The organism is Streptomyces sp. NPDC042201, from assembly GCF_055582185.1.
In genome coordinates this window covers 156,878-177,856 of sequence record NZ_JBVJDS010000007.1, presented here as the reverse complement: position 1 = coordinate 177,856, position 20,979 = coordinate 156,878, and the positions used below count along the sequence as shown (strand labels likewise).

General features: G+C 69.9%; 18 protein-coding genes and 2 tRNA genes. 10 read left to right on the top strand and 10 right to left on the bottom strand.

Features of this window, described 5'->3' with window-relative positions:
* Nucleotides 1-84: 84 nt before the first annotated feature.
* Nucleotides 85-1,035: a D-2-hydroxyacid dehydrogenase gene (locus tag ACZ6MZ_RS18995; RefSeq protein WP_389783280.1), complete on the top strand. Its 951-nt coding sequence runs from the start codon at nucleotides 85-87 to the stop codon at nucleotides 1,033-1,035.
* Nucleotides 1,028-2,437: an amidase gene (locus tag ACZ6MZ_RS18990; protein ID WP_469353097.1), complete on the top strand. Its 1,410-nt coding sequence runs from the start codon at nucleotides 1,028-1,030 to the stop codon at nucleotides 2,435-2,437. The genes ACZ6MZ_RS18995 and ACZ6MZ_RS18990 overlap by 8 nt, the downstream gene beginning before the upstream one ends.
* A 66-nt stretch (nucleotides 2,438-2,503) precedes the next feature.
* On the opposite strand, the gene ACZ6MZ_RS18985 is transcribed toward ACZ6MZ_RS18990, so the two are convergent.
* Nucleotides 2,504-3,001: a DUF3830 family protein gene (locus ACZ6MZ_RS18985; protein ID WP_384184843.1), complete on the bottom strand. Its 498-nt coding sequence runs from the start codon at nucleotides 2,999-3,001 to the stop codon at nucleotides 2,504-2,506.
* Between the two features lie 96 nt (nucleotides 3,002-3,097).
* Here ACZ6MZ_RS18985 and ehuB point away from each other — a divergent pair, with 96 nt between their 5' ends.
* From ehuB to ACZ6MZ_RS18960, 5 genes are all read left to right on the top strand, one after another.
* The gene (ehuB, locus tag ACZ6MZ_RS18980) at nucleotides 3,098-4,000 is read left to right on the top strand and encodes an ectoine/hydroxyectoine ABC transporter substrate-binding protein EhuB (protein ID WP_469353095.1); all 903 of its coding nucleotides are present in this window, start codon (nucleotides 3,098-3,100) and stop codon (nucleotides 3,998-4,000) included.
* Nucleotides 3,997-4,671: an ectoine/hydroxyectoine ABC transporter permease subunit EhuC gene (ehuC, locus tag ACZ6MZ_RS18975; protein WP_384184849.1), complete on the top strand. Its 675-nt coding sequence runs from the start codon at nucleotides 3,997-3,999 to the stop codon at nucleotides 4,669-4,671. The genes ehuB and ehuC overlap by 4 nt, the downstream gene beginning before the upstream one ends.
* Nucleotides 4,668-5,321 carry an ectoine/hydroxyectoine ABC transporter permease subunit EhuD gene (gene ehuD, locus ACZ6MZ_RS18970; protein WP_384184852.1) on the top strand — a complete coding sequence of 218 codons (654 nt, stop codon included), beginning with the start codon at nucleotides 4,668-4,670 and terminating at the stop codon, nucleotides 5,319-5,321. Before ehuC ends, ehuD begins: the two co-directional genes overlap by 4 nt.
* A 25-nt stretch (nucleotides 5,322-5,346) precedes the next feature.
* Complete coding sequence (ehuA, locus tag ACZ6MZ_RS18965) at nucleotides 5,347-6,114, top strand: ectoine/hydroxyectoine ABC transporter ATP-binding protein EhuA (RefSeq protein ID WP_384185063.1); 768 nt, start codon at nucleotides 5,347-5,349, stop codon at nucleotides 6,112-6,114.
* A gap of 70 nt (nucleotides 6,115-6,184) precedes the next feature.
* A tRNA-Lys gene (locus tag ACZ6MZ_RS18960) sits at nucleotides 6,185-6,258 on the top strand.
* 117 nt (nucleotides 6,259-6,375) lie between these two features.
* On the opposite strand, the gene ACZ6MZ_RS18955 is transcribed toward ACZ6MZ_RS18960, so the two are convergent.
* The 4 genes from ACZ6MZ_RS18955 to ACZ6MZ_RS18940 form a co-directional block, all read right to left on the bottom strand.
* Nucleotides 6,376-6,864, bottom strand: coding sequence for a phospholipase (locus ACZ6MZ_RS18955; protein WP_384184855.1), 489 nt, complete (start codon nucleotides 6,862-6,864; stop codon nucleotides 6,376-6,378).
* A gap of 455 nt (nucleotides 6,865-7,319) precedes the next feature.
* Nucleotides 7,320-7,907, bottom strand: coding sequence for a lytic polysaccharide monooxygenase auxiliary activity family 9 protein (locus tag ACZ6MZ_RS18950; protein WP_389783272.1), 588 nt, complete (start codon nucleotides 7,905-7,907; stop codon nucleotides 7,320-7,322).
* A 135-nt stretch (nucleotides 7,908-8,042) separates the two neighbouring features.
* Nucleotides 8,043-10,304, bottom strand: coding sequence for an SPFH domain-containing protein (locus ACZ6MZ_RS18945; protein WP_469353091.1), 2,262 nt, complete (start codon nucleotides 10,302-10,304; stop codon nucleotides 8,043-8,045).
* A 377-nt stretch (nucleotides 10,305-10,681) separates the two neighbouring features.
* On the bottom strand, nucleotides 10,682-12,211 hold the full coding sequence (locus ACZ6MZ_RS18940; protein ID WP_469353089.1) for a peptidoglycan-binding protein: 1,530 nt from the start codon (nucleotides 12,209-12,211) through the stop codon (nucleotides 10,682-10,684).
* Between the two features lie 183 nt (nucleotides 12,212-12,394).
* On the opposite strand from ACZ6MZ_RS18940, the gene ACZ6MZ_RS18935 reads away from it, so the two are divergent.
* From ACZ6MZ_RS18935 to glxA, 3 genes are all read left to right on the top strand, one after another.
* A tRNA-Lys gene (locus ACZ6MZ_RS18935) sits at nucleotides 12,395-12,468 on the top strand.
* A gap of 382 nt (nucleotides 12,469-12,850) precedes the next feature.
* Complete coding sequence (locus ACZ6MZ_RS18930; protein ID WP_469353087.1) at nucleotides 12,851-14,794, top strand: glycosyltransferase family 2 protein; 1,944 nt, start codon at nucleotides 12,851-12,853, stop codon at nucleotides 14,792-14,794.
* Entirely contained in the window at nucleotides 14,791-16,743 is a 1,953-nt protein-coding gene (gene glxA / locus ACZ6MZ_RS18925; RefSeq protein ID WP_469353085.1) for a radical copper oxidase GlxA, read from the top strand. The genes ACZ6MZ_RS18930 and glxA overlap by 4 nt, the downstream gene beginning before the upstream one ends.
* Before the next feature lie 11 nt (nucleotides 16,744-16,754).
* Here the strand turns inward: glxA and ACZ6MZ_RS18920 are convergent, their stop codons facing one another.
* From ACZ6MZ_RS18920 to ACZ6MZ_RS18900, 5 genes are all read right to left on the bottom strand, one after another.
* Entirely contained in the window at nucleotides 16,755-17,786 is a 1,032-nt protein-coding gene (locus ACZ6MZ_RS18920; RefSeq protein ID WP_469353083.1) for a glycoside hydrolase family 6 protein, read from the bottom strand.
* A 163-nt stretch (nucleotides 17,787-17,949) separates the two neighbouring features.
* Nucleotides 17,950-18,633, bottom strand: coding sequence for a sortase domain-containing protein (locus ACZ6MZ_RS18915; RefSeq protein WP_469353337.1), 684 nt, complete (start codon nucleotides 18,631-18,633; stop codon nucleotides 17,950-17,952).
* Nucleotide 18,634: 1 nt separating this feature from the next.
* Nucleotides 18,635-18,994, bottom strand: a complete 360-nt coding sequence (locus ACZ6MZ_RS18910) for a hypothetical protein (protein ID WP_469353081.1) — start codon at nucleotides 18,992-18,994, stop codon at nucleotides 18,635-18,637.
* A gap of 90 nt (nucleotides 18,995-19,084) precedes the next feature.
* The gene (locus ACZ6MZ_RS18905; RefSeq protein WP_384332785.1) at nucleotides 19,085-19,864 is read right to left on the bottom strand and encodes an HAD-IIA family hydrolase; all 780 of its coding nucleotides are present in this window, start codon (nucleotides 19,862-19,864) and stop codon (nucleotides 19,085-19,087) included.
* A gap of 165 nt (nucleotides 19,865-20,029) precedes the next feature.
* Nucleotides 20,030-20,845: a hypothetical protein gene (locus ACZ6MZ_RS18900; protein ID WP_469353078.1), complete on the bottom strand. Its 816-nt coding sequence runs from the start codon at nucleotides 20,843-20,845 to the stop codon at nucleotides 20,030-20,032.
* Between the last annotated feature and the right edge of the window lie 134 nt (nucleotides 20,846-20,979).

The following is a 20,979-nucleotide window of genomic DNA, read 5'->3' as shown; positions in this document are numbered from 1 at the left end:
CCGAACCGGCGGATTCACCCCGTCCGACCAGTGTATTCGCACTGGCAAACCGGCAGAACCGTACCGGCAGAAGGGCTCTTCCCCATGCCAGCACCCACCCTGCTCGTCCTGGAGGCGGACCCGCCGCCGCGGCTCGGCCGACTCACCGGACGGGCCCGGATCCAGTATGCCGACGAGGACAGCCTCGCGGCTCAGCTCCCACTCGCCGATGTACTGCTGGCGTGGGATTTCACCTCCGACGCGGTACGGAACGCCTGGCCCGGCGAGGGCCCGCGGCCCCGCTGGGTACACACCGCCAGCGCGGGGGTGGACCGGCTGCTCTGCCCCGAACTGATCGACTCCGAGACAATCGTCACCAACGCCCGGGGCATATTCGAGGAACCCATCGCCGAATATGTGGCAGGGCTCGTCCTCGCGATGGCGAAGGACATTCCCGGGACGCTGGAGCTCCAGCGTCAGCGCCGCTGGCGCCATCGCGAGGGGCTGCGGGTCGCGGGCAGCAAGGCGGTCGTGGTCGGCGCGGGCCCGATCGGCCGCGCCATCGCCGCCACGCTGCGGGCGCTGGGGGTGACGGTGGCCGTCACCGGCCGTACGGCGCGTCCCGGCGTCCATGGAGCCGACCAGCTGGACCGGCTGCTCACCGGGGCCGACTGGGTCATCTGCGCGGCGCCGCTCACCGACGCGACGCGCGGGATGTTCGACGCGCGGCTCTTCGGTCTGATGCAGCCCTCCGCGCACTTCATCAATGTGGGCCGCGGCCAGCTCGTCGCCGAGGACGATCTCGTCGCCGCGGTGTCCAAGCGGTGGATCGCGGGCGCGGCGCTCGATGTCTTCGAGCAGGAGCCGCTGGCAGCGCAGAGTCCGCTGTGGGACGTCCCCGGCCTGATCGTGTCCCCGCACATGAGCGGCGACACGGTCGGCTGGCGCGACCGGCTGGCCCAGCAATTCGTTGACTTGTATGAACTTTGGGCCGCCGGAAAGCCGCTCCCGAACGTGGTGGACAAGAAACGTGGGTACGTCCCCATGCATGACTGATCACGCGTTCCTGACCGACCTGACCGCACGGCAGCTCCTGTCCGGCTACGAGAAGGGCGATTTCTCGCCCGTCGACGCGACCCGCGCGGTGCTGGAACGGATCGAGACGGTGCAGCCGCTGGTCAATGCCTTCGTCCGGGTGGACGCCGAGGCGGCGCTCGCCCAGGCGGAGGCGGCGGCCGGGCGGTGGCGCGGTAAGGAGCCACAGGGACTGCTCGACGGGGTGCCGGTCTCGGTGAAGGACATCTTCCTGCAGCGCGGCGGCCCCACCCTGCGCGGTTCCAGGGCCGTATCGGCCGAGGGCGCCTGGGACGAGGACTCGCCGGCCGTGGCGCGGCTGCGCGAGCACGGCGCGGTGCTCGTCGGCAAGACGACCACTCCGGAGTTCGGCTGGAAGGGCGTCACGGACTCCCCGCTCAACGGGGTGACGCGCAATCCGTACGACCTGTCCAGGACCTCGGGCGGATCCAGCGGCGGCAGCGCGGCGGCGGTGGCGCTGGGCGCGGGCCCGCTGTCCATCGGTACGGACGGCGGCGGCTCGGTCCGTATTCCGGCGTCCTTCTGCGGGATCTTCGCGCTCAAGCCGACGTACGGCCGGGTGCCGCTCTATCCGTCCAGCCCCTTCGGCACGCTCGCGCACGCCGGGCCGATGACCCGGGACGCGGCGGACGCCGCGCTGCTGCTGGATGTGATCAGCGGCGCGGACTGGCGGGACTGGTCGCAGCTGGCCCCGGCGGCGACCATGAGCGGCGCGCTGACGGACGGCGTGAAGGGGCTGCGGATCGCGTACTCCCCGTCCTTCGGCGGGCAGGTCGCGGTGCGCCCCGAGGTGGCCGCGGCCGTGCGGGGCGCGGTGAGCCGGCTGGCTGATCTGGGGGCGTACATCGAGGAGGCCGACCCGGACATCCATGACCCGGTGGAGGCCTTCCACACGCTCTGGTTCAGCGGCGCGGCCCGGCTGGTGCAGTCGTTCGGCACGGAGCAGCGTGAGCTGCTCGACCCGGGGCTGCGGGAGATCATCGAGGAGGGCACGCGCTACAGCGCGCTGGACTATCTGGCGGCGGTGGACGCGCGGATGGAGCTGGGCCGGCGCCTCGGCCGGTTCCACGCGTCGTACGACCTGCTGGTCACCCCGACCCTGCCGATCACCGCGTTCGAGGCGGGGCGGGAGACTCCCAGCGGCTCGGGCCAGCGCCGCTGGACGGCGTGGACGCCGTTCACGTACCCGTTCAACCTGACTCAGCAGCCCGCCGCCACCGTGCCGTGCGGGGTCGACGGGGACGGGCTGCCGATCGGGCTTCAGCTGGTCGGCGCCCGGCACGCGGACGCGCTGGTGATGCGCGCCGCGCACGCGCTGTACGAGTCGGGCGCGGCGCGCATCCCGGCGCCGGCCGCCAACTGAGCGGCGGGAGGGCGGGCCGGCGGGCGAGCGAGGGGCGAGGAAGCGGTCCGGCGGGCCGACGGGCCTTTACGCCCGGCGGAAGCTGAGCGTCTCGCCGATGGCGCCCGCCCGCCACAGGTCCTGACAGGCCTCGGCCATCCGGTCGAGGCCGTCGACCACCGTGCCCCAGACGATGCCGGGGATCCAGCCCATGTCGCCGTTGATCAGGAGATTGTTGCGCTCGTAGAAGAGGGCGAGGTCCACGACGGTGCGGCGGCCGCTGACGGCCTTCTCGTCATAGCCGTAGGACGAGGTGCCCAGCTCCGTGTCGGAGAAGGTGAAGTAACAGAGATCCCCCGGAATGGGGGTCACGGTCGGATTCTCCAGCGGTGGTTCCTCGGCGGCGAAGGCCGGAAACAGCGCGTAGATCTCATTGCGCGCGTACTTCGCGTGGTACACGTCCGAGCCCAGTGGCAGCGCCTCCCACACTGCCTGGCAGGTGACCGGAGCCCGGTCATCCAGGAGTTTCGCGGTGCACTGCACCCCGCGCTTGTCCAGCGACACAGTCACAAATCGGTCGGTCATCTCCTCATCGTCCTCATCTGATCCGTTGAGTCAAGGGCACATGATCGGCTCAAACCGATGTGCATAACCCGAATGGAGCCGGGTAGCCGCGCGCCCATGGCTCCACCACCAGAGCACGACACGGAAAGAACCACAAAACGACTCATAGGCCGCCGATCGGTGCTGCTGGGCACGGCGGTGCTGGGCGCCGCGGGGGCCCTCGGCGCCGCCGGCTGCGGCCGAGTTCCCTCCGGTGACACGCTCGCCCGGCTGAAGTCGCAACGTACGGTGCGGCTCGGCATCGCCGGTGAGGCGCCGTACGGATTCATCAACGAGCAGGGCGACTTCACCGGCGAGGCGGTGGAGCTGGCGAAAGTGATCTTCAAGCGGCTGGGCATCGGCGGCGTACAGCCCGTGGCCACCGACTTCTCCTCGCTGATCCCCGGCCTCAACTCACAGCAGTTCGATGTCGTCTCGGCCGGGATGTACATCAACAAAGAGCGCTGTGATCAGGTCATCTTCGCCGATCCCGAGTATCAGATGCTCGACTCGTTCATCGTGCGCAAGGGCAACCCCAAGAGGCTCAACTCGTACCAGGACGTGGTGCGGGCCAAGGCGAAGATCGCCACGGGCACCGGCTACGCGGAGATCGACTACGCGATATCCGCGGGCATCCCCGAGAAGGAGATCATCATTCTCCAGGACCCTGTCGCGGGGCTGAACGCCGTCGAGTCCGGCCGGGTCGACGTATTCGCCGGCACCGCGCTCACCGGGCGTGAAGTGGTGAAGAAGAGCCGGAAGGCCGAGGCGACCAAGCCGTTCGCGCCACTCGTGGACGGCAAGAAGAAGATCGACGGCGGCGGATTCGCCTTCCGCCCCACCGACACCGGTCTGCGGGACGCCTTCAACACCGAGATCCACAAGATGAAGAAGAGCGGCGAGCTGTTCCGCATCCTGAAGCCGTTCGGCTTCACCGAGTCGGAGATGACCACACTGACCGCAGAGGAGCTGTGCGCATGACAGCCGGCCTCTGGACCAACTGGGTACTCCCCGGCATCTGGATCACCCTTCAGCTCACCCTGTACAGCGCCGCCCTGGCCACCGCCGTGGCCTTCGGAGTGGGCATGGCCCGCACCCACCGCTCGCGCTTCGTCCGCTTCCTCGCGGGCTTCTACACGGAGATCTTCCGTGGCACGTCGGCACTGGTGCTGATGTTCTGGCTGTTCTTCGTCATGCCGGGCCTGTTCGGCTGGGCCCTCGTCCCGATGTGGGCGGCCGTGCTGGCGCTGGGGCTGTCGTACGGAGCGTACGGAGCGGAAGTCGTGCGCGGCGCGCTGAACTCCGTGGCACCGGCGCAGCGTGAGGCCGGCATCGCGCTGAACTTCACGCCCTGGCAGCGTATGCGGCTGATCATGCTGCCGCAGGCGGTGCCCGAGATGATCCCGCCGTTCAGCAATCTGCTCATCGAGCTGCTGAAGGGCACGGCGCTGGTCTCCCTGCTGGGCGTGGCCGATGTGTCGTTCGCCGCCTATCTGGTGCGCCTGGCCACCCAGGAGAGCGCCCAGATCTACTCGGTGACGCTGGTGATCTACTTCGTGATCGCGTTCGTCCTCGCCCGCGGTATGCGGTCCCTCGAACGCAGGACCAAGGCCGGGATCGGCATCGCCACGACGCCGGGAGGCGCCCGATGAACGGCTGGGACTGGTCCGCGGTGGCGGACTTCATGCCACGCTTCTGGGACGGCCTGCTCCTCACCCTGCAGGTCCTGGTGCTCGGCTCGCTGCTCTCCTTCACGCTCGGCCTGGTCTGGGCGATCGGATTCCGGGCCCCGACACGCTTCGTCCGCTGGCCGGTGAACGTCATCACCGAGTTCATCAGGAACACCCCGCTGCTGGTGCAGCTGTTCTTCTTCTTCTTCGTCCTGCCCGAGTGGGGTGTGCAGTTCTCCGGGCTGACCACCGGCACGATCGCGATCGGCCTGCACTACTCGACGTACACCGCACAGGTCTACCGGGCCGGCATCGACGCGGTGCCCGCGGGACAGTGGGAGGCGGCCACGGCGCTCAGCCTGCCGGTCGGCCGGACCTGGGTGTCGGTGATCCTTCCGCAGGCGATCCGGCGGATCGTGCCGGCGCTGGGCAACTACGTCATTTCGATGCTGAAGGACACCCCGCTGCTCGCCGGGATCAGCGTGCTGGAGATCCTCCAGCAGTCCCGGCTGGAGAGCGCGACCACCTTCCAGTACACCGAGCCGCTGACCGTGGTCGGTGTGGCCTTCATCCTCATCGCCTACCCGGCTTCTCTTCTCATGCGAGCCCTGGAGCGTCGTCTTGTCCGCTGACACCCCTACCGCCAAGAGCGCCGGTATATCCGCCGCGTCCCCCGCACCCGATCCGGCCGCCGAGCTGATCCGCTTCGACAATGTGACCAAGCGGTTCGGCGGGAACACCGTCCTGGACGACCTGTGCTTCTCGGTGCGGCCGGGCAAGCACGTCACCCTGATCGGCCCGTCCGGCTCCGGCAAGACGACGATCCTGCGGCTGCTGATGACCTTGGTGAAGCCGGACGAGGGCACCATCACGGTCAACGGCGACCGGCTGTTTCCCGCCGACGAGAAGCATGTCCGCGAGGTGCGCAAGAACATCGGCATGGTCTTCCAGCAGTTCAACCTCTTCCCCAACATGAACGTGCTGCGCAATGTCACGGAGGCCCCGGTCCGGGTGCTCGGCCTGAGCAGGGACGAGGCCGAGCAGCGCGGCCGTGAGCTGCTCGACCTGGTCGGCCTCGGCGACCGGTGCCAGGCGAAGCCGACACAGCTCTCGGGCGGGCAGCAGCAGCGCGTGGCCATCGCCCGCGCGCTGGCGATGCGCCCGCAGGTCCTGCTGCTGGACGAGGTCACCTCCGCGCTCGACCCCGAGCTCGTCGCCGGCGTGCTGGACGTACTGCGGGACATCGCCCGCACCACGGACATCACGATGCTCTGTGTCACACACGAGATGAACTTCGCCCGGGACATCTCCGACGACGTCATGATGTTCGACTCCGGCAAGGTCATCGAGTCCGGATCACCGGAGAAGATGTTCACCGATCCGGAGCACGACCGTACGCGCGAGTTCCTCGGCGCGGTGCTCTGACCACCGGCCCCGTCAAGGAAGCGTGGTCCGTAGCACCCTGGAGCACCGGGTATTATTTTCGAGTCAGCAGGCGCCGCTAGCTCAGTTGGTTAGAGCAGCTGACTCTTAATCAGCGGGTCCGGGGTTCGAGTCCCTGGCGGCGCACAGACAGGGCAAGGGCCCCTCGCGAGAGCGAGGGGCCCTTACTCGTGCGTCCGTGTGTGCGTCCGCGTGTCTGTGTGTCGGCGTGTCTGTGTGTCGGCGTGTCTGTGTGTCGGTGTCTCAGACGACGGACTTGTTGCCGTCCACCATCGGCGTCACGCCGAAGATGTCGACCGCGTGGTAGTACGTCCACGCCGTGGCGTCACAGGAGGCCTTCGTCGCGCCGGAGTACCCCGAGCACACGCGCTTCAGGTCCGAGTAGAAGGCGGAGTCGATCCGCCCCTTGTTGGCGTCGAACGAACCGGCCGCCTTGTAGTTGCGGTAGCCGAAGTCGTGGCGGGCGCACGCGGTCTGGAAGGGGAAGCCGAAGGGGTTGTCGGGCGAGCTCGAGCAGTAGTCCGTGGACCAGTCGAAGCCGTACGCCGACCAGGCACCCTGGTTGCCGCGGGCCGCGACCCACGAGTTGTAGCTGCCGGCCGTGCCCTGGGTGAAGTTGCTGAGGACCTGCGGCTTGTCGGCCGGCGCGGCCACAGCCTGACTGGCCGTCAGCAGGGCGGCAGGAAGGGCGAGTATGGCCGCGGCGAGCGGCAGAGCCAGAAGTCGGCGCATGGCGGAAATCCTCCGGAAGGGAAATGGGGGGAGATGCTCCCTGCCCGGCGGCATGGAGCGCCCTAAGGCTGAACGGCACGGCTGTCGCACGGGTCTACGCGCGATGACCGCCGCGGGAATGGTCCCCCAAATCGCGGCTTCAGGAAACCCCTTCGTACGCTGAACACATCATCAGACGGCACTACTTGATGGGTCCGTCCCTAGTTGACCGATGTGTTCCCGGTCGACGGGGCCGGTGATCTCGCGGGGAATCACGCGGAGGATCACGGCGGTGGAGCCGGCCGGGGTACGGGAGTGAGGTGCGCCTCGGGAAGCGCGGACCGCGCGGCAGCGGACCGGCGGAACCACGCTCCCCGAGGGGTCTTACGGTCGGTGACCGACTACGCGTCGGCCACCTGGTCGGAACTCAGCGCTCAGAACTCAGCGCTCAGTGATCCGTACTCAGTGCTCCGTGCTCAGAACTGGACGTCGGAGCACGAGTAGAACGCGTTCGCCGTGTCAGCGATGGTCCAGACGGCCACGATCATGTGCCGGCCGGACTTCGACGGCAACGTGCCCGAGTGCGAGAGCGTTGCCGGCGGCTGCTGGTTGTTGTACGGCACGGTCAGGAACGGCTGGGAGTCCAGGGCCGCCCGGGTGAGCGGCTGAGACGGGTTCCATCCGCTCTTGGTGATGTAGTACTTGAAGTCGGTCGTGGAGTGCCTGGCGGTGAACTGCCAACGGAAGTTGTAGCTCTGACCTCCGGAGACCTTGGTGGTGGGCCAAGTGCCGCCGCGCGGGTCGTCGAGCTGCGCGAACTGACCGTTGCCGCCCGAGCAGATCTTGCCGTCGGCGGGGCCGCCGGCCGGGAAGCCCTTGGGCCCCTCGACGCTCTGCGGCTCCCACTGGATGTTGCCGCAGTTCGTCACCGTGCCGTTGGCACAGAGCTTCTGACGGCTGAGGGGGTTGTCGGTGTAGCCATGGCTGCTTGCGCTGCCGGTGGCGAGCAGGGAAACGCCCGCGACCGCGAGGCCGACCACGGCCGCGCCAATCTTCTTTCGCATGCTTCGCTCCAGAGAACGTGGGGAGTTCGGTGAGCCGTACTGCACGCGTGCAGGGAGAGCAATCTGCGGTCTAGACCAAGCCCTAGAGTATTAACGGAACTTGACCGTGTCCATAACAAGCGCGGTCCAGACCAATCACAATCTCTCGTTGTTCCCCTGCCGACCTGTGTAGAAGGCGACAGTGAGGTCCTTGACCAGCGCTTTACGCTCGTAGTCGTCCAGTTCGACGAGTCCGCGGGACGTCAGACGGTGCACCGTGTCGTCCACGGCGTCCACCACCGCGGTCAGCACGGTGTCCCGGTGCTTGGCGTCGAGGGCCGCGATCCGGCTGCGCTGCATCGCCGTGGCGATCTCCGGCGCGTACTCGATCCGCGTCGGCTGCGCGGAGAAGATGTCGACGCCGATGGGCAGACACTCCGCCGACAGCATCCGGGTCAGCGCGTCACCGACCGCCTCGGCGTTGCGCAGCGTCGGCGCCTCGTCGTGGAACGCGTCGGCGGGCAGTTGCGAAAGCACCCGCGCCATCGCCGCCTCCACCTGCTCCCGCAGATACTCCTCGTAGTCCTGGATACCGAGGGCCGCGCGCACGGTGTCCTTCACACGCCAGACCACCAGGACGACGACCCGCAGCGCGGTGCCGTTCGAGTCGACCGCGGGCAGCGGCTCGCTGCGCCAGTGCCGCAGCCGTACGTCCACCCGGTGGCGCAGCAGCAGCGGGCTCACCCAGAGCAGTCCGGTACGGCGCACGCTCCCCCGGTAGTCACCGAAGAGCGTCAGTACCCAAGCCTGGCCGACCCGCCCACGGCCGAGCCCGCCGAAGGCGAAGAGCATGACAGTCACGCCGAACATGAGCAGCGCCCACTGTCCGATCCCGATGCCGTGGTACGGATTCGAGGGCAGCCGGAACGTCTTCGTCACCGCGTCGGGCACGGCCCCGGCCCAGGACACCACCGCCAGACACACGAGCAGCGCCGCGAACCCGACGAGCGCCGCGGCCCAGCCGGGCAGCACGGGGCCGGGCCGCTCGGCGAGCCTGGGATCCACGGGCGGCGCGGCGCGCGGCGGCGCGGCGGGCACGGGAGCGGGGGCGGACCCGCGCCGGATCCGGGGCTGCTCCCCGGTGCCCCATCGCCGGGTGGCGGCGGGCGGTCTGGTGGGGCCCCCGGCCGCTTCTAGGGCGTTGGCCTCGTCACGGAAGAGGAGGTGTACGGGGATCTCCTGGGTGGTCTCCCCCACGATGAGCGGACTCCACCGGGGGGTCTCCCCGCCACCGGCCGTACGGACAGGGCCACCGGTGTTCGGCTTGACGAACGCCTCCCGGGCCGCCGCCGGCGCGGGGCCGCCGCTCGTCGGCGACGGTCCTGACCGGGCGTGGGCATCGGGCTCGGGGCGAGCTTCGGGCTCGACGTGTGCTTCGGGTTTGGGATGCGCTTCGGGCTCGGGACGTACTTCGGGTTCGGGGCGCGCTTCGGGCCTGGCGTGTGCTTCGGACTCGGGACGCGCTACGGGCTCGGGGCGCGCTTCGGGCCTGGCGTGTGCTTCGGACTTGGGACGTACTTTGGGCTCGGGGCGCGCTTCGGGCCTGGCGTGTGCTTCGGACTCGGGACGCGCTTCGGACTTGGGATGGGCTTGGGGCTCGGGCCGCGCTTGGGGCTCGGGCCGCCCTTCGGGCTCGGGGCGTGATTCGGGCCCGGCGTGTGCTTCGGGCTGGGGATGTGCTTCGGGCTTGACGTACGTGTCCGGTTCGACGCGCGCTTCGGGCTCGGCCCGGAGCTCGGCCGCCCGCGTCCCGGAGCCCGGGGCGCCGTCGGTCGCCCGCACCCCGGCGACGACGTCCGCACGCGGCGCGCGGCCGGCGTCCGCGGTGCCGCGGTCCTGGACCACGGGCGCCGCCGCCTGCGAGCCGCCGTGACCGGACGGTTCGGCGCTCACGGGGGCGTCGTTGGCGGGAGTGGGGCGGACGGGGGCGGGGCGTGCCCGCCGACGCGAGGCGGCTTCGCCGTAGAGCTTCGCGGGCTGCGGGTCGTTCACCACACGCACCGGCCGGACGGCGTGCGCGGGGGCGTCGCCCCCGGCGATCAGTACCTCCCGCACGAGGACAGGACCGGCATCGGCCGGGCCGGAGGCAGTCGGCCCGGGATCGGCCGGACCGGGGGAAGCCGTCCCGGCATCAGCGGTCGCTTCGGAACCGGACACCGGATACACCGGCGGCCGCGTGGGCGCGTCGCCGCCCGACGGTTCCGACAGCACCGGGCCGGAATCCGTACGGACCGGTCCCTCCGTGGCCACGGCCGTGGCCGTTACCACGGCCACGGCGACACCCCCGGCCCTCTGCTCGTCCGGCCGGGTCGCGCCCGCCTCGGACCTCTCGTGGCCGGAGACTGGGGGCGTAGCCAACTGATCGAACACCTCTTCGACCGGCAGTTCTGCTGCCTCCGGGCCGGAAGCCGAACCTGTCGGACCAGCTGCCGAAACTGCCGGACCACCTGCTGGACCCGCCGGACTCACCGGGCCCACCGGACTCACCGGGCCCGCAGAACCTGCCGACCGGTCCGCGCCCGCGTCCTCCTCGGACCGCGCCGACACGGGGGCGTCCGGGGCGTCAGTGGAAACGCGAGGGGGTGGGCCGTCGTACGCCTCCGGTCTCTGCCGGGCGTCGTGCGGGGGCCCGTGCTCGTCGTCCGCCGGGGCCGACGCGGGGCGGACCCCGAGGGCGTCCCACCACGCCTTGCCGTCGTCGTTCGATTGCGAGGTCGTCGTCATCCTTGCCTCCGTCATGCGAAGAGTCGCCGCCAGGTTTGTGGCCCGGGGTAGCCGTTGGCCGTGGTGCCGCGCCAGCCCTGGGCGCGTTGGAAGGCCTCGACGTTGCGCCGGTCGGCCTCGGCCCAGCGCCGGCCCGGGCCTGTGACGTAGTACTTGCCGAAGCCCTTTTTCACGAGCTGCTTGCCGAGCTGCTCGACGTACGTGCTGGACCGGCCGGGACGGAAGTACTCGGCGCCGGGGAACGGCGGGGTCTTCGCCGTACCGCCGCCCGTACCGCCACCCGTACCGCTGCCCGCGCTGTTCCCGCCCGCGCCCGTACTGCCCCCGGTCGCAGCCGTGCTGCCTCCGGTCGCAGCCGTACCGCTCCCGGCCTTTCCCGCGGCCGGGATGTCCTTGCCCAGGTGGTTCACCAGATACCGCCAGGTGGCCGGCCCCGGCAGGCCGTTCGCCGCCGTGCCCCGCCAGCCCTGCGCGAGCTGGAACGCCTGGGTGGCCCGCCGGTCCGCGTCGCCCCAGCGCGGTCCGGGGCCCTGGCCGTAGAAGCGTTTGCCGCCCCGGCTCACCAGCATGTCGCCGAGCCGTGTGACGTGCTTGTTGGTGGCGCCGGGCCCGAAGGACCCCGCCCCCGGATACGCCACCGATGCCGCCGACGCGCCCGCCCCCGCCCCCGCCCCTTTCCCTGTCCCCGCCCCTGTCCCCGCCCCCGCCCCAGGGCCCTTGCCGTCGAGCCCCTCGTTCAGCCCCTTGTAGCGGTACGCGACATAGAGGCTGGAGTTGCTCCAGTACGCCAGCGGCGTGGACTGCGAGCGGGTGTGCGGCTGGGTCTGCTCGTACGCCAGGTAGTAGGTGTGCGTGTACTCGGTCCAGCCGCCGAAGATCGTGACGTGCGACCCCTTGTTCGGGTCGGCCTGATTGTGGAAGAGGAGGATGTCGCCGGCCTCCAGATCCTCCCGCGCGATCTTCACGCCGAACTGGGCCAGGCTGCCGGTCCACTCGTTCCCGACGAGATTCCAGGCCATCGAGACGAAGCCGGAGCAGTCCTTGCGGTATCCGTCGGACCAGTACGTGTCCATGCTGTACGGCACCTTCGCGTTCACCCACCGCTTGGCGCGGTTGATGATGTCGGCCCGGGTGGACGGGCGCAGCATCGGCGCCTGGGGGGTCGATCCGGGGCCCGGCAGCGGCTGCCCGTGCAGCGGACCGCTCCCGCCCTGCGGGGTGGCCGGATCCGGATTGACGTCCGGATCCGCGGCCCGGCCGGTGTCCACGTCGGCGACCCGGCCGGCCTCAGGACCGGCGGCCCGGCCGGCCTCCGCGTCCGCGACCCGGCCGGCGACCGTGTCCGCGTGTGCGAAGCCCGTCGCGCCGAGGGCGAACCCGGCGGCGGTGGCCAGGACCAGCGCCCGCCGCGCGCCGTGCGCGGCCGGGTGACCGCCGGCCCGTACCGGCAGTCCCCTGGCCCGCTCGCGTCGCCGCTCGGCACATCCGGCGCAGGGGCAGTCGGGAGCGGGTTCGTACTCCTCGAAGACCGGGACGGTCATGTGATCCCCTCCACACTTATCAAGATCTTTCGACTCGGCCGCACGGGCGCCGGCGCCTCAACTGTCCGGACAAATCACATTTTGACGGATCGAAGGTACGAAAGGACAATCCGACAGGCCGCAACACCCATCAAATGGTCGGGACCATCCACGCCGATCGGGTAGAGTTCTCCAGGTCAGCAGGCGCCGCTAGCTCAGTTGGTTAGAGCAGCTGACTCTTAATCAGCGGGTCCGGGGTTCGAGTCCCTGGCGGCGCACGCACAGTGGAAGCCCCCTCACGCCATGTGAGGGGGCTTCGCTCGTTCCGGCGCCGACGACCCCGCGTTCCGTGCGCTCAAACGGAGCGTGGCGTATGCACGCCAACACACCTATCCTGAGCGCATTGACTCCAATGGGGCACGTGATCCGAACAGTTGGACGCGGCGCGAGGGGATGCCCCGACGGTGGTCCGGTGGGGGCGGGGGAGCCCCGTCCGTGAGTGCCTGGCGCGACCGGCATCATGCAACCGGACGGCCGCCGCTTCCTGTCCATGAGGAAGATGGCCGCAATTGACGCGCCCGGGGTGATGGCCGAGGGGGGCCATTCCGGACGAAACAACCGACCAATCACGCAGCGAACGTGCGTGCGGGGGGATGACCCATGACGTCGACGCCAGACGGCGCCCGGCAGGACGACGACGCGTCCCGGACCACACAGCTCCGGATACCCTCGCACCTCGGAGACGGTGGAGCGAGGCCGCGGCCCAAGAGGCCGGCCCGGCCGGCCCTGCCCACGTACGACTACGAGCACTACAGCAGGCTCGCGGGACCGCTCACGCAGCCCGACCCGGCCGAGCCGTACACCGTGCGGTACCGCTCGCTGCTCTCCCAGGAACCGCACCGTATCCGGGCCGCCCTGCTGCTCGGCGCCGCGCCGCTCCTCTCGCTCGGGCTCTTCGCCTGGCTGATGCAGCCTCAGCACTGGACCGAGCGCGACCCGAACCTCGAGAACGACACCCTTCTCGTCCTCGACATCGTGATGCTGGTCTCCATCGGACTGATCGAGCTGTTCCGGACGCTGAACGTCCTCTCCAACGCGCACGCGACGCTGGTGGCGCGTGACCCCGTCCCGGTGGTGCCGGAGAGCGGCACCCGGGTCGCCTTCCTCACCTCCTTCGTACCGGGCAAGGAACCCCTCGCCATGGTGACGAAGACGCTGGAGGCCGCCGTACGGATCCGGCACCGCGGGCTGATGCACGTCTGGCTGCTCGACGAGGGCGACGACCCCGCCGTCAAGGAGGTCTGTGCCCGCCTCGGCGTACACCACTTCTCCCGCAAGGGCGTCGCGAGGTGGAACCAGGCCAAGGGCGCGCACCGCGCGCGGACGAAGCACGGCAACTACAACGCCTGGCTCGACGCGCACGGCGACGCGTACGACTTCTTCGCCTCCGTCGACACCGACCATGTGCCGATGCCCAACTACCTGGAGCGGATGCTCGGTTACTTCCGCGACCCGGACGTCGGCTTCGTCATCGGCCCGCAGGTGTACGGCAATTACGACTCGTTCGTCACCAAGGCGGCCGAGTCGCAGCAGTTCCTCTTCCACGCGCTGATCCAGCGCGCGGGCAACCGGTACGGCGCCCCGATGTTCGTCGGCACGAGCAACGCCGTCCGCATCACGGCGCTCCAGCAGATCGGCGGCCTGTACGACTCGATCACCGAGGACATGGCGACGGGCTTCGAGATGCACCGCGCCAGGAACCCGCGGTCGGGCAACAAGTGGCGCTCGGTCTACACCCCGGACGTCCTGGCCGTCGGCGAGGGCCCGACCGCCTGGACCGACTTCTTCACGCAGCAACTGCGCTGGTCGCGGGGCACGTACGAGACGATCCTCAAGCAATATTGGAAGGGCTTCTCCTCACTGCCCCCCGGCAAGCTCTTCAACTACACGATGATGATCATCTTTTACCCGATGTCGGCCCTCAACTGGATCCTGGCGGCGCTGAGTTGCGCGCTGTTCCTGGGCATGGGCGCCTCGGGTGTGCAGATCGACCCGGCAATCTGGATGATGCTGTACGGCAATGCCTCGGCCCTCCAGATCGGCCTGTACGTCTGGAACCGCCGCCACAACGTCTCACCGCACGAGCCCGAGGGCTCCGGCGGGCTGGCCGGCATGGCGATGTCCGCGATGTCCGCGCCGCTCTACGCCCGCTCCCTGATGGACGCCGTCCTGCGCCGCAAGAGCAGTTTCGTGGTGACGCCCAAGGGCGACTCCTCCAGCCCGGACACGCTCTTCGGCACGTTCCGGATCCATCTCTTCTTCATCCTGGTCTTCGGTGGATCGCTGGGCTCCTCCTTCTACTTCGGGCACGACCACCCGGCGATGATCACGTGGGCGACGCTGGCCATGCTGATCACGGCGGCGCCGGTCTTCGTCTGGCGCTGGTCCATGCGCCAGGAAAAGAAGAAGAAGCGGGGCGCCCACCGCGGCGACGGCCGGCCGGCACCGGAGGGCGGGGGCCGGGGGCCTGGCGCCGAGGATCACGTACGCCCGGCGACCGACGACCAGACCATGCGGATATCCCTTGGGGGACGTAAGAAATGAGCGCGATTCCCGTCCGGCAGAACCACCGCAGGAACCGCGCCCGCCGCATAGCGATAGGCGCCGCGGTGGCCCTCGTGGTGGCCGGGGTGAACGGGCCGGCGCTCTACCGCTTCGGCTCGGAGCAGTACCACGACTACAAGATCAACCGGCCCGAGTACAAGGCCGCGAACGGCCACTGGGACTTCCTCGACGTACCGGCCCAATTCAAGATCAACAGCATCCACGCCTCCCTGCTGCACACCGGCAAGGTGCTGCTGATCGCGGGCTCCGGCAACAACCAGAAGAACTTCGACGCGGGCAAGTTCGAGTCGGTGCTCTGGGATCCGGACACCAACACGTACAAGATGATCCCGACGCCCAAGGACATGTTCTGCTCCGGGCACACCCAACTGCCCGACGGGAAGCTGCTGGTGGCGGGCGGCACCAAGCGGTACGAGAAGCTCAAGGGCGATGTCACCAAGGCCGGCGGCCTGATGATCGTCCACAACGAGGACCCGGACAAGCCGATCACCCTGCCCGCGGGCACGATGTTCACCGGCAAGGAGAACGGCAAGACGTTCGTCTCCAAGGACCCCGTCCTCGTCGAGAAGGCCGAGAAGATCTTCGACCCGCAGACCGGCGCGTTCCTGCGGACCGAACCCGGCCTGGGCCGGATCTATGTCGAGGCCCGCAAGTCCGGCACGAAGTACGAGACCGGCACCGAGGACAACTACCGGGTGCGGGGCATGAAGGGCACCGACGCCCGCAATGTGTACGGCATCGCGCAGAAGCTCGCGCTCGACAAGAAGGACTTCCAGGGCATCAGGGAGGCCTTCGAGTTCGATCCGGTCGCGGAGAAGTACATCAGCGTCGACCCGATGAAGGAGGCCCGCTGGTACCCGACGCTGACCACGCTCAAGGACGGCAAGGTCCTGGCCCTCTCCGGACTCGACGAGATCGGCCAGATCGTCCCCGGCAAGGACGAGATCTACGACCCGGAGACCAAGTCCTGGGAGTACACCGGGATCATCAGGAAGTTCCCCACCTATCCGGCGATCTTCCTGATGGACAACGGCAAGCTCTTCTACAGCGGCTCCAACGCCGGCTACGGCCCGGCCGAGGTCGGCCGCGCCCCGGGGATCTGGGACCTGAAGACCAATAAGTTCGACAAGATCCCGGGGCTGAGCGACCCGGACCGGATGGAGACCTCCGCGACGGTCATGCTGCCGCCCGCCCAGGACCAGAAGTTCATGGTCATCGGCGGGGGCGGGGTCGGCGAGTCGGACAAGGCCAGCGAGAAGTCCCGGCTGGTCGACCTCAAGGACCCCGAGCCCCGCTTCCAGGACGGCCCTTCACTGGACAAGGGCACCCGCTACCCGAGCGCCTCCCTGATGCCCGACGACTCCGTGCTGGTCACCGGCGGCTCCGCGGACTACCGGGGGCGCGGCGGCTCCGACATCCTCCAGGCGCGGATGTACGACGCGGAGTCGGGGACGTACCAGCGGGTGGCCGACCCCGCGGTGGGACGCAACTACCACTCGGGCTCGGTCCTGCTGCCCGACGGCCGGGTCATGATCTTCGGCTCGGACTCGCTCTACGCCGACCGCGCCAACACCAAGCCGGGCGTCTTCGAGCAGCGGATCGAGATCTACACCCCGCCCTACCTGTTCCGTGACTCGCGCCCGGCGCTCTCGGGCGGCCCGAAGTCCCTGAAGCGCGGCGGCACCGGCGCCTTCGAGACCAAGGACCCCGCCTCGATCAGGACGGCGAAACTGATGCGCCCCAGCGCGGTCACCCATGTCACCGACGTCGAACAGCGCTCGATTGCCCTGGACCTGAAGCGAACCGCGAACGGCATCGAGGTCACCGTCCCGAAAAACTCCGCCCTGGTCCCGCCCGGCTGGTACATGTTGTTCGTCACCGACGCCCAGGGCACCCCGTCCGAGGGCGTGTGGGTCGAGATCCCGTAGACGCGGGCGGGCTACTTGGCGTCGCGGGCCAGGGCCAGGGCGTAATCCGGGTACCAGTCGCCCGCCTTGGGGCCGCCCTTGCAGGCGCCGTCCGACTCTCCCGGGCGCTTGATCCACAGGTAGGCCTTGACCAGGGGGTCGCCGGTCCGGGTGGTGGGCCGCTCGCCGAGGGCGCGGCCCGGGGGGTTGCACCAGTTCTCGTCGCCCCCGCCCCCGCCCCCGGTGTACGGGCCGTTGCCGTTGCGGCTGGTGTCGATCACAAAGGGCTTGCCGCCGACCTTCGCAGAGAGCTGCGTGCCGAAGTCCTTGCTCGTCGCCGTGGCGTAGAAGTTGGACACGTTGACCGAGAAGCCGTCCGCCTCGGCGATGCCCGCCCGCTGGAGCGGTCCGAACAGCGCGTCGGGCGACTGCCAGCCGGCGTTGCCCGCGTCCAGGTAGACCGTCGTGGCGGGCTGCTGCTTGAGCCGCTGGACGGCGCCCTTGAGCAGGTCGTACCGCTCCTCGTGGAACGCGTCGGGGGTGCAGCCGTCCACCAGGTGCAGTACGGCGTCCGGCTCCAGGATCACCGTGGCCCGGCGGTCGCCGATGCCCTTCGCGACCTTGTCGACCCATGTCCGGTACGCGTCGCCGTCCGCGGCGCCGCCCTTGGAGAACTGGCCGCAGTCGCGGTGCGGGATGTTGTAGAGGACCAGCAGGGTGTCCCGGTCGGCCTTCGCGGCCGCTTCCGTGAAGCCCTTGGCCTGCTCCTCCGGGTTGTCGGGGCCTATCCACTCCGCGGCGGGCTGTTCGGCGATCTTCCTGATCAGGCCGGCGTTCTTGTCGTCGCCCTTGCGCGCGTACGCGGCGGCCTCCCGGGCGGCCCTGCCGTCGGGGTTGACCCAGTACGGAACGTCCGCCTTGGGCCGCTGGCTCAACGGCGGCGGCTTCGCGTCATCGCCTTCGTCACCGCCGGAGGAACAGCCCGCCAGCAGCAGCACCGCCCCCGTCGCGGCGGCCCCCACGCTCAGCCCCGCCCGGACACGACCGGAATAACTGCCGTACATCCACTCCCCCTTGGTGCACTGTGTCCGCGGCCGCCCCCCGGCGTCTCGCCCGAACAGGACCGGTCGAAACCAATCCTGGCATACCGGTCCGAGCCGCTCGGGCGGCTCCGGCGGCTCCGGCGGAAAGCGCGGCGTCGGCCGGACGCGCGCGGCCGACGACCCGTCAGCCGGTGCGCGGTTCGCTCACTCCGGTCAGGTACGCCGACACCACGACGTTCACCGAGGAGGACCCGGCCGTCCTACCGTCGCTGCCGGCACGGGTGATCAGCCGCAGTTCGGCACGGGACGTCTGGCCGGAGCCGTAGACCTTCTTCGCGTCGAAGCGGTCCCGGTCGAGAACCCGCACATCGTCGATGGTGAACTCGGCGATCGAGCCGTCGGCCCTGTTCACCCGTACCTTCCCGCCGACCCGCGCCGAGCTCAGCCCGTGGAAGAGGGCCGGTCCGGCATCGGTGTCGGCACGGCCCACGAGGACGGCGGTGCCCACCGCGCCCGGCTCGACGCCGGTCCCGTACCAGCCGATCGTGTCCGGCGTCCCGTGCGCCGGGGGGCCGGCCGCCCCCGCGCCACCGAGCCCGCGGGCCTCGACGGGCGCCGCGATCCCCAGCGCCGGGACGTCCACCCGCTGCGGCTTCGCCGGCCTCAGCGGGGAGCGGGCCGGCGGCAGCGCCGCTCCCAGCGGACGGCCGACGGCCGCCACATCTCCTATGGTCGGGGCGGAGTTTCCGAAGGGGCCCTCGACGGCATCGCGGCCCCAGAACCACAGGGCGAGGAGAAGTACGGCCCAGGTCACACCGGCCGCGAGCCTGCCGGCGCCGGCGAACGCGCGACGCGCCCCGGAGGCCATATCAGTCCGCGTCACGCGCGGCCGTACGCTGCCGTCGCGCGCTCCTCAGGGCCACGGCGACCGCGGCCACACCCGCCAGGACCAGGCCGATCACGGCGTGCGGGGTTCCGGGTCCGGTCTCCAGGATGTCGGCCCGTTCACCCGGCTGTTCGTCCGGCCGGTCGTCGCGCCGTTCGCCCCGCCGTTCATCCGATCGTTCGTCCGCGGCCGGTGTCGCCGTACCGCCGGCCGGTGTGAATGACGGGGTGCCGGTGACCACCTCGGAGTCATGGGCCAGAGCGACGGTGGCGCCGAGGACAGGCGCTGCCGTCAATGCGGCCGCCACCCCTGCGGCACGGAGCGAGAGCGGACCTGAACGCATCGTGAACCTCCTGATCAAGAGACTCACTCGCGCGCCGGCCTTTCGCATCCTCAGCGGGCGACCGCCGGCCCGTGCCCCCCTCTGACGTGCTCAGATGCGATCGACAAGATCGGCGATCGAGTCAACGACCGAGGAGGGCCGGAAGGGATAGCGGTCGATATCCGCCTGGGTCGTCACTCCGGTCAGCACCAGGAACGTCTCCATTCCGGCTTCCAGACCGGCCAGCACATCGGTGTCCATCCGGTCGCCGATCATCGCGCTGGTCTCGGAGTGCGCGCCGATGGCGTTGAGCCCGGTCCGCATCATCAGCGGGTTCGGCTTGCCTGCGAAGTACGGCGCCTTGCCCGTCGCCTTCGTGATCAGCGCGGCCACGGCGCCGGTGGCGGGCAGCGGGCCCTCGGCCGAGGGGCCAGTCTCGTCGGGGTTGGTGCAGATGAACCGCGCGCCGCCGTTGATCAGCCGGATCGCCCTGGTCAGGGCCTCGAAGCTATACGTACGCGTCTCTCCGAGCACCACATAATCCGGCTCGTGGTCCGTGAGGATGTAGCCGATGTCGTGCAGGGCGGTGGTCATCCCGGCCTCGCCGATGACATACGCCGTACCGCCGGGCCGCTGGTCCTCCAGGAACTTGGCAGTGGCGAGCGCCGAGGTCCAGATGTTCTCCACGGGCACGTCGAGGCCCATCCTGGCGAGCCTGGCCTGTAGATCGCGCGGGGTGTAGATGGAGTTGTTGGTGAGGACGAGGAAGGGCTTGCCCGACTCCCGGAGTCGCTTGATGAACTCGGCGGCGCCGGGGATCGGAATCCCTTCGTGAATGAGGACACCGTCCATGTCGGTGAGCCAGGATTCGACCGGCTTGCGCTCTGCCACGGGACTGTTCTCCGCTCTGCGGTGGGCAATGATCCGCTGTCCGACACTGTCCGACACGCCCAGACTAACCAGGGCCCGCGGTGGACGGTACGGCCGTCCATGCAGGGCGACAGGCTAGGGAATACGCGCAGGGGTGAGGGGGCCGGGGCAGGCGGGCGGAGCCGGTCAGGGGTGCTCGGTGCGCAGCTGGCGGAGGACCGTGATCAGGGCGGCGCCGGCCGTCAGCAGGGCACCGGCGGCGATCAGTCGGCCGAGGAGATCGCCGGGGCCGGTGCCGGGGCCGGTGCCGGCGAGTGTGCGGGTGGCGCCTGCGACGGCGCTGCCGCTGCCGCTGGCGACCTCGTTGTCTCTGTCTGCCTTTGCCGCGTTGTCCACAATGGCGAGGCGGTACGCGTTGGACCTCCCGACCCAGTCGCCGTCGTCACCCCGTCGCTGCGCGGTCGCGGCGCTGACCTGGACCTTGTTGGGTGGCGTACGCGCGGCGAAGGCGAGCCGCGCGCGGACGGTGACCGTTCGGCCCGCCGGTACGGCGAAGCCGGGAGAGCCATCGTCGAGGACGCCGATGATCTCGTCCTGCTCGGTCGTCTCCAGCGTCATGGCCCGCCGGCGCCCTTCGCCGTCCGCGATCTCCAACGTGACCTGGGAGGTGGTGAGTTCGTGGTTCCGGTCGACCAGGACGACGACGGGATAGATGGTGCGGCACGGCTCACGGGTGGTGTTGGTGAGATCGAGGTTCCAGTTCCCGGCGTCGCCCCCGGCCAGGTAGGAGGCGGGCCCGCCATGGATACGGGTCTTGATCGGAAAGTTCGGATCCGACGTCTTGCCGCAGGTCGGCTGCCGAGAGGCATCGGGCTCCGACTCGGCTGCGGCACTGTCCGTGCGCGCCACGAACACGGACAGCGGCACCGCCGCAGGCGCCACCGTCGGCGCGATCGTCGCGGCTGCGGCGACTCCGATGGCGAGGGCATGACGCAGGCGCATGGATGGCACGGCCTTTGCTAATCACGAAGCGCGAAGCGGTCGGAACACAGGTGCCTGGCCGACCCGGTCGACCGTCAGCAGACTCCTGACGCTGCCACGCACCGACGGTCTGTGCTGGGCGTTACGACACCGAA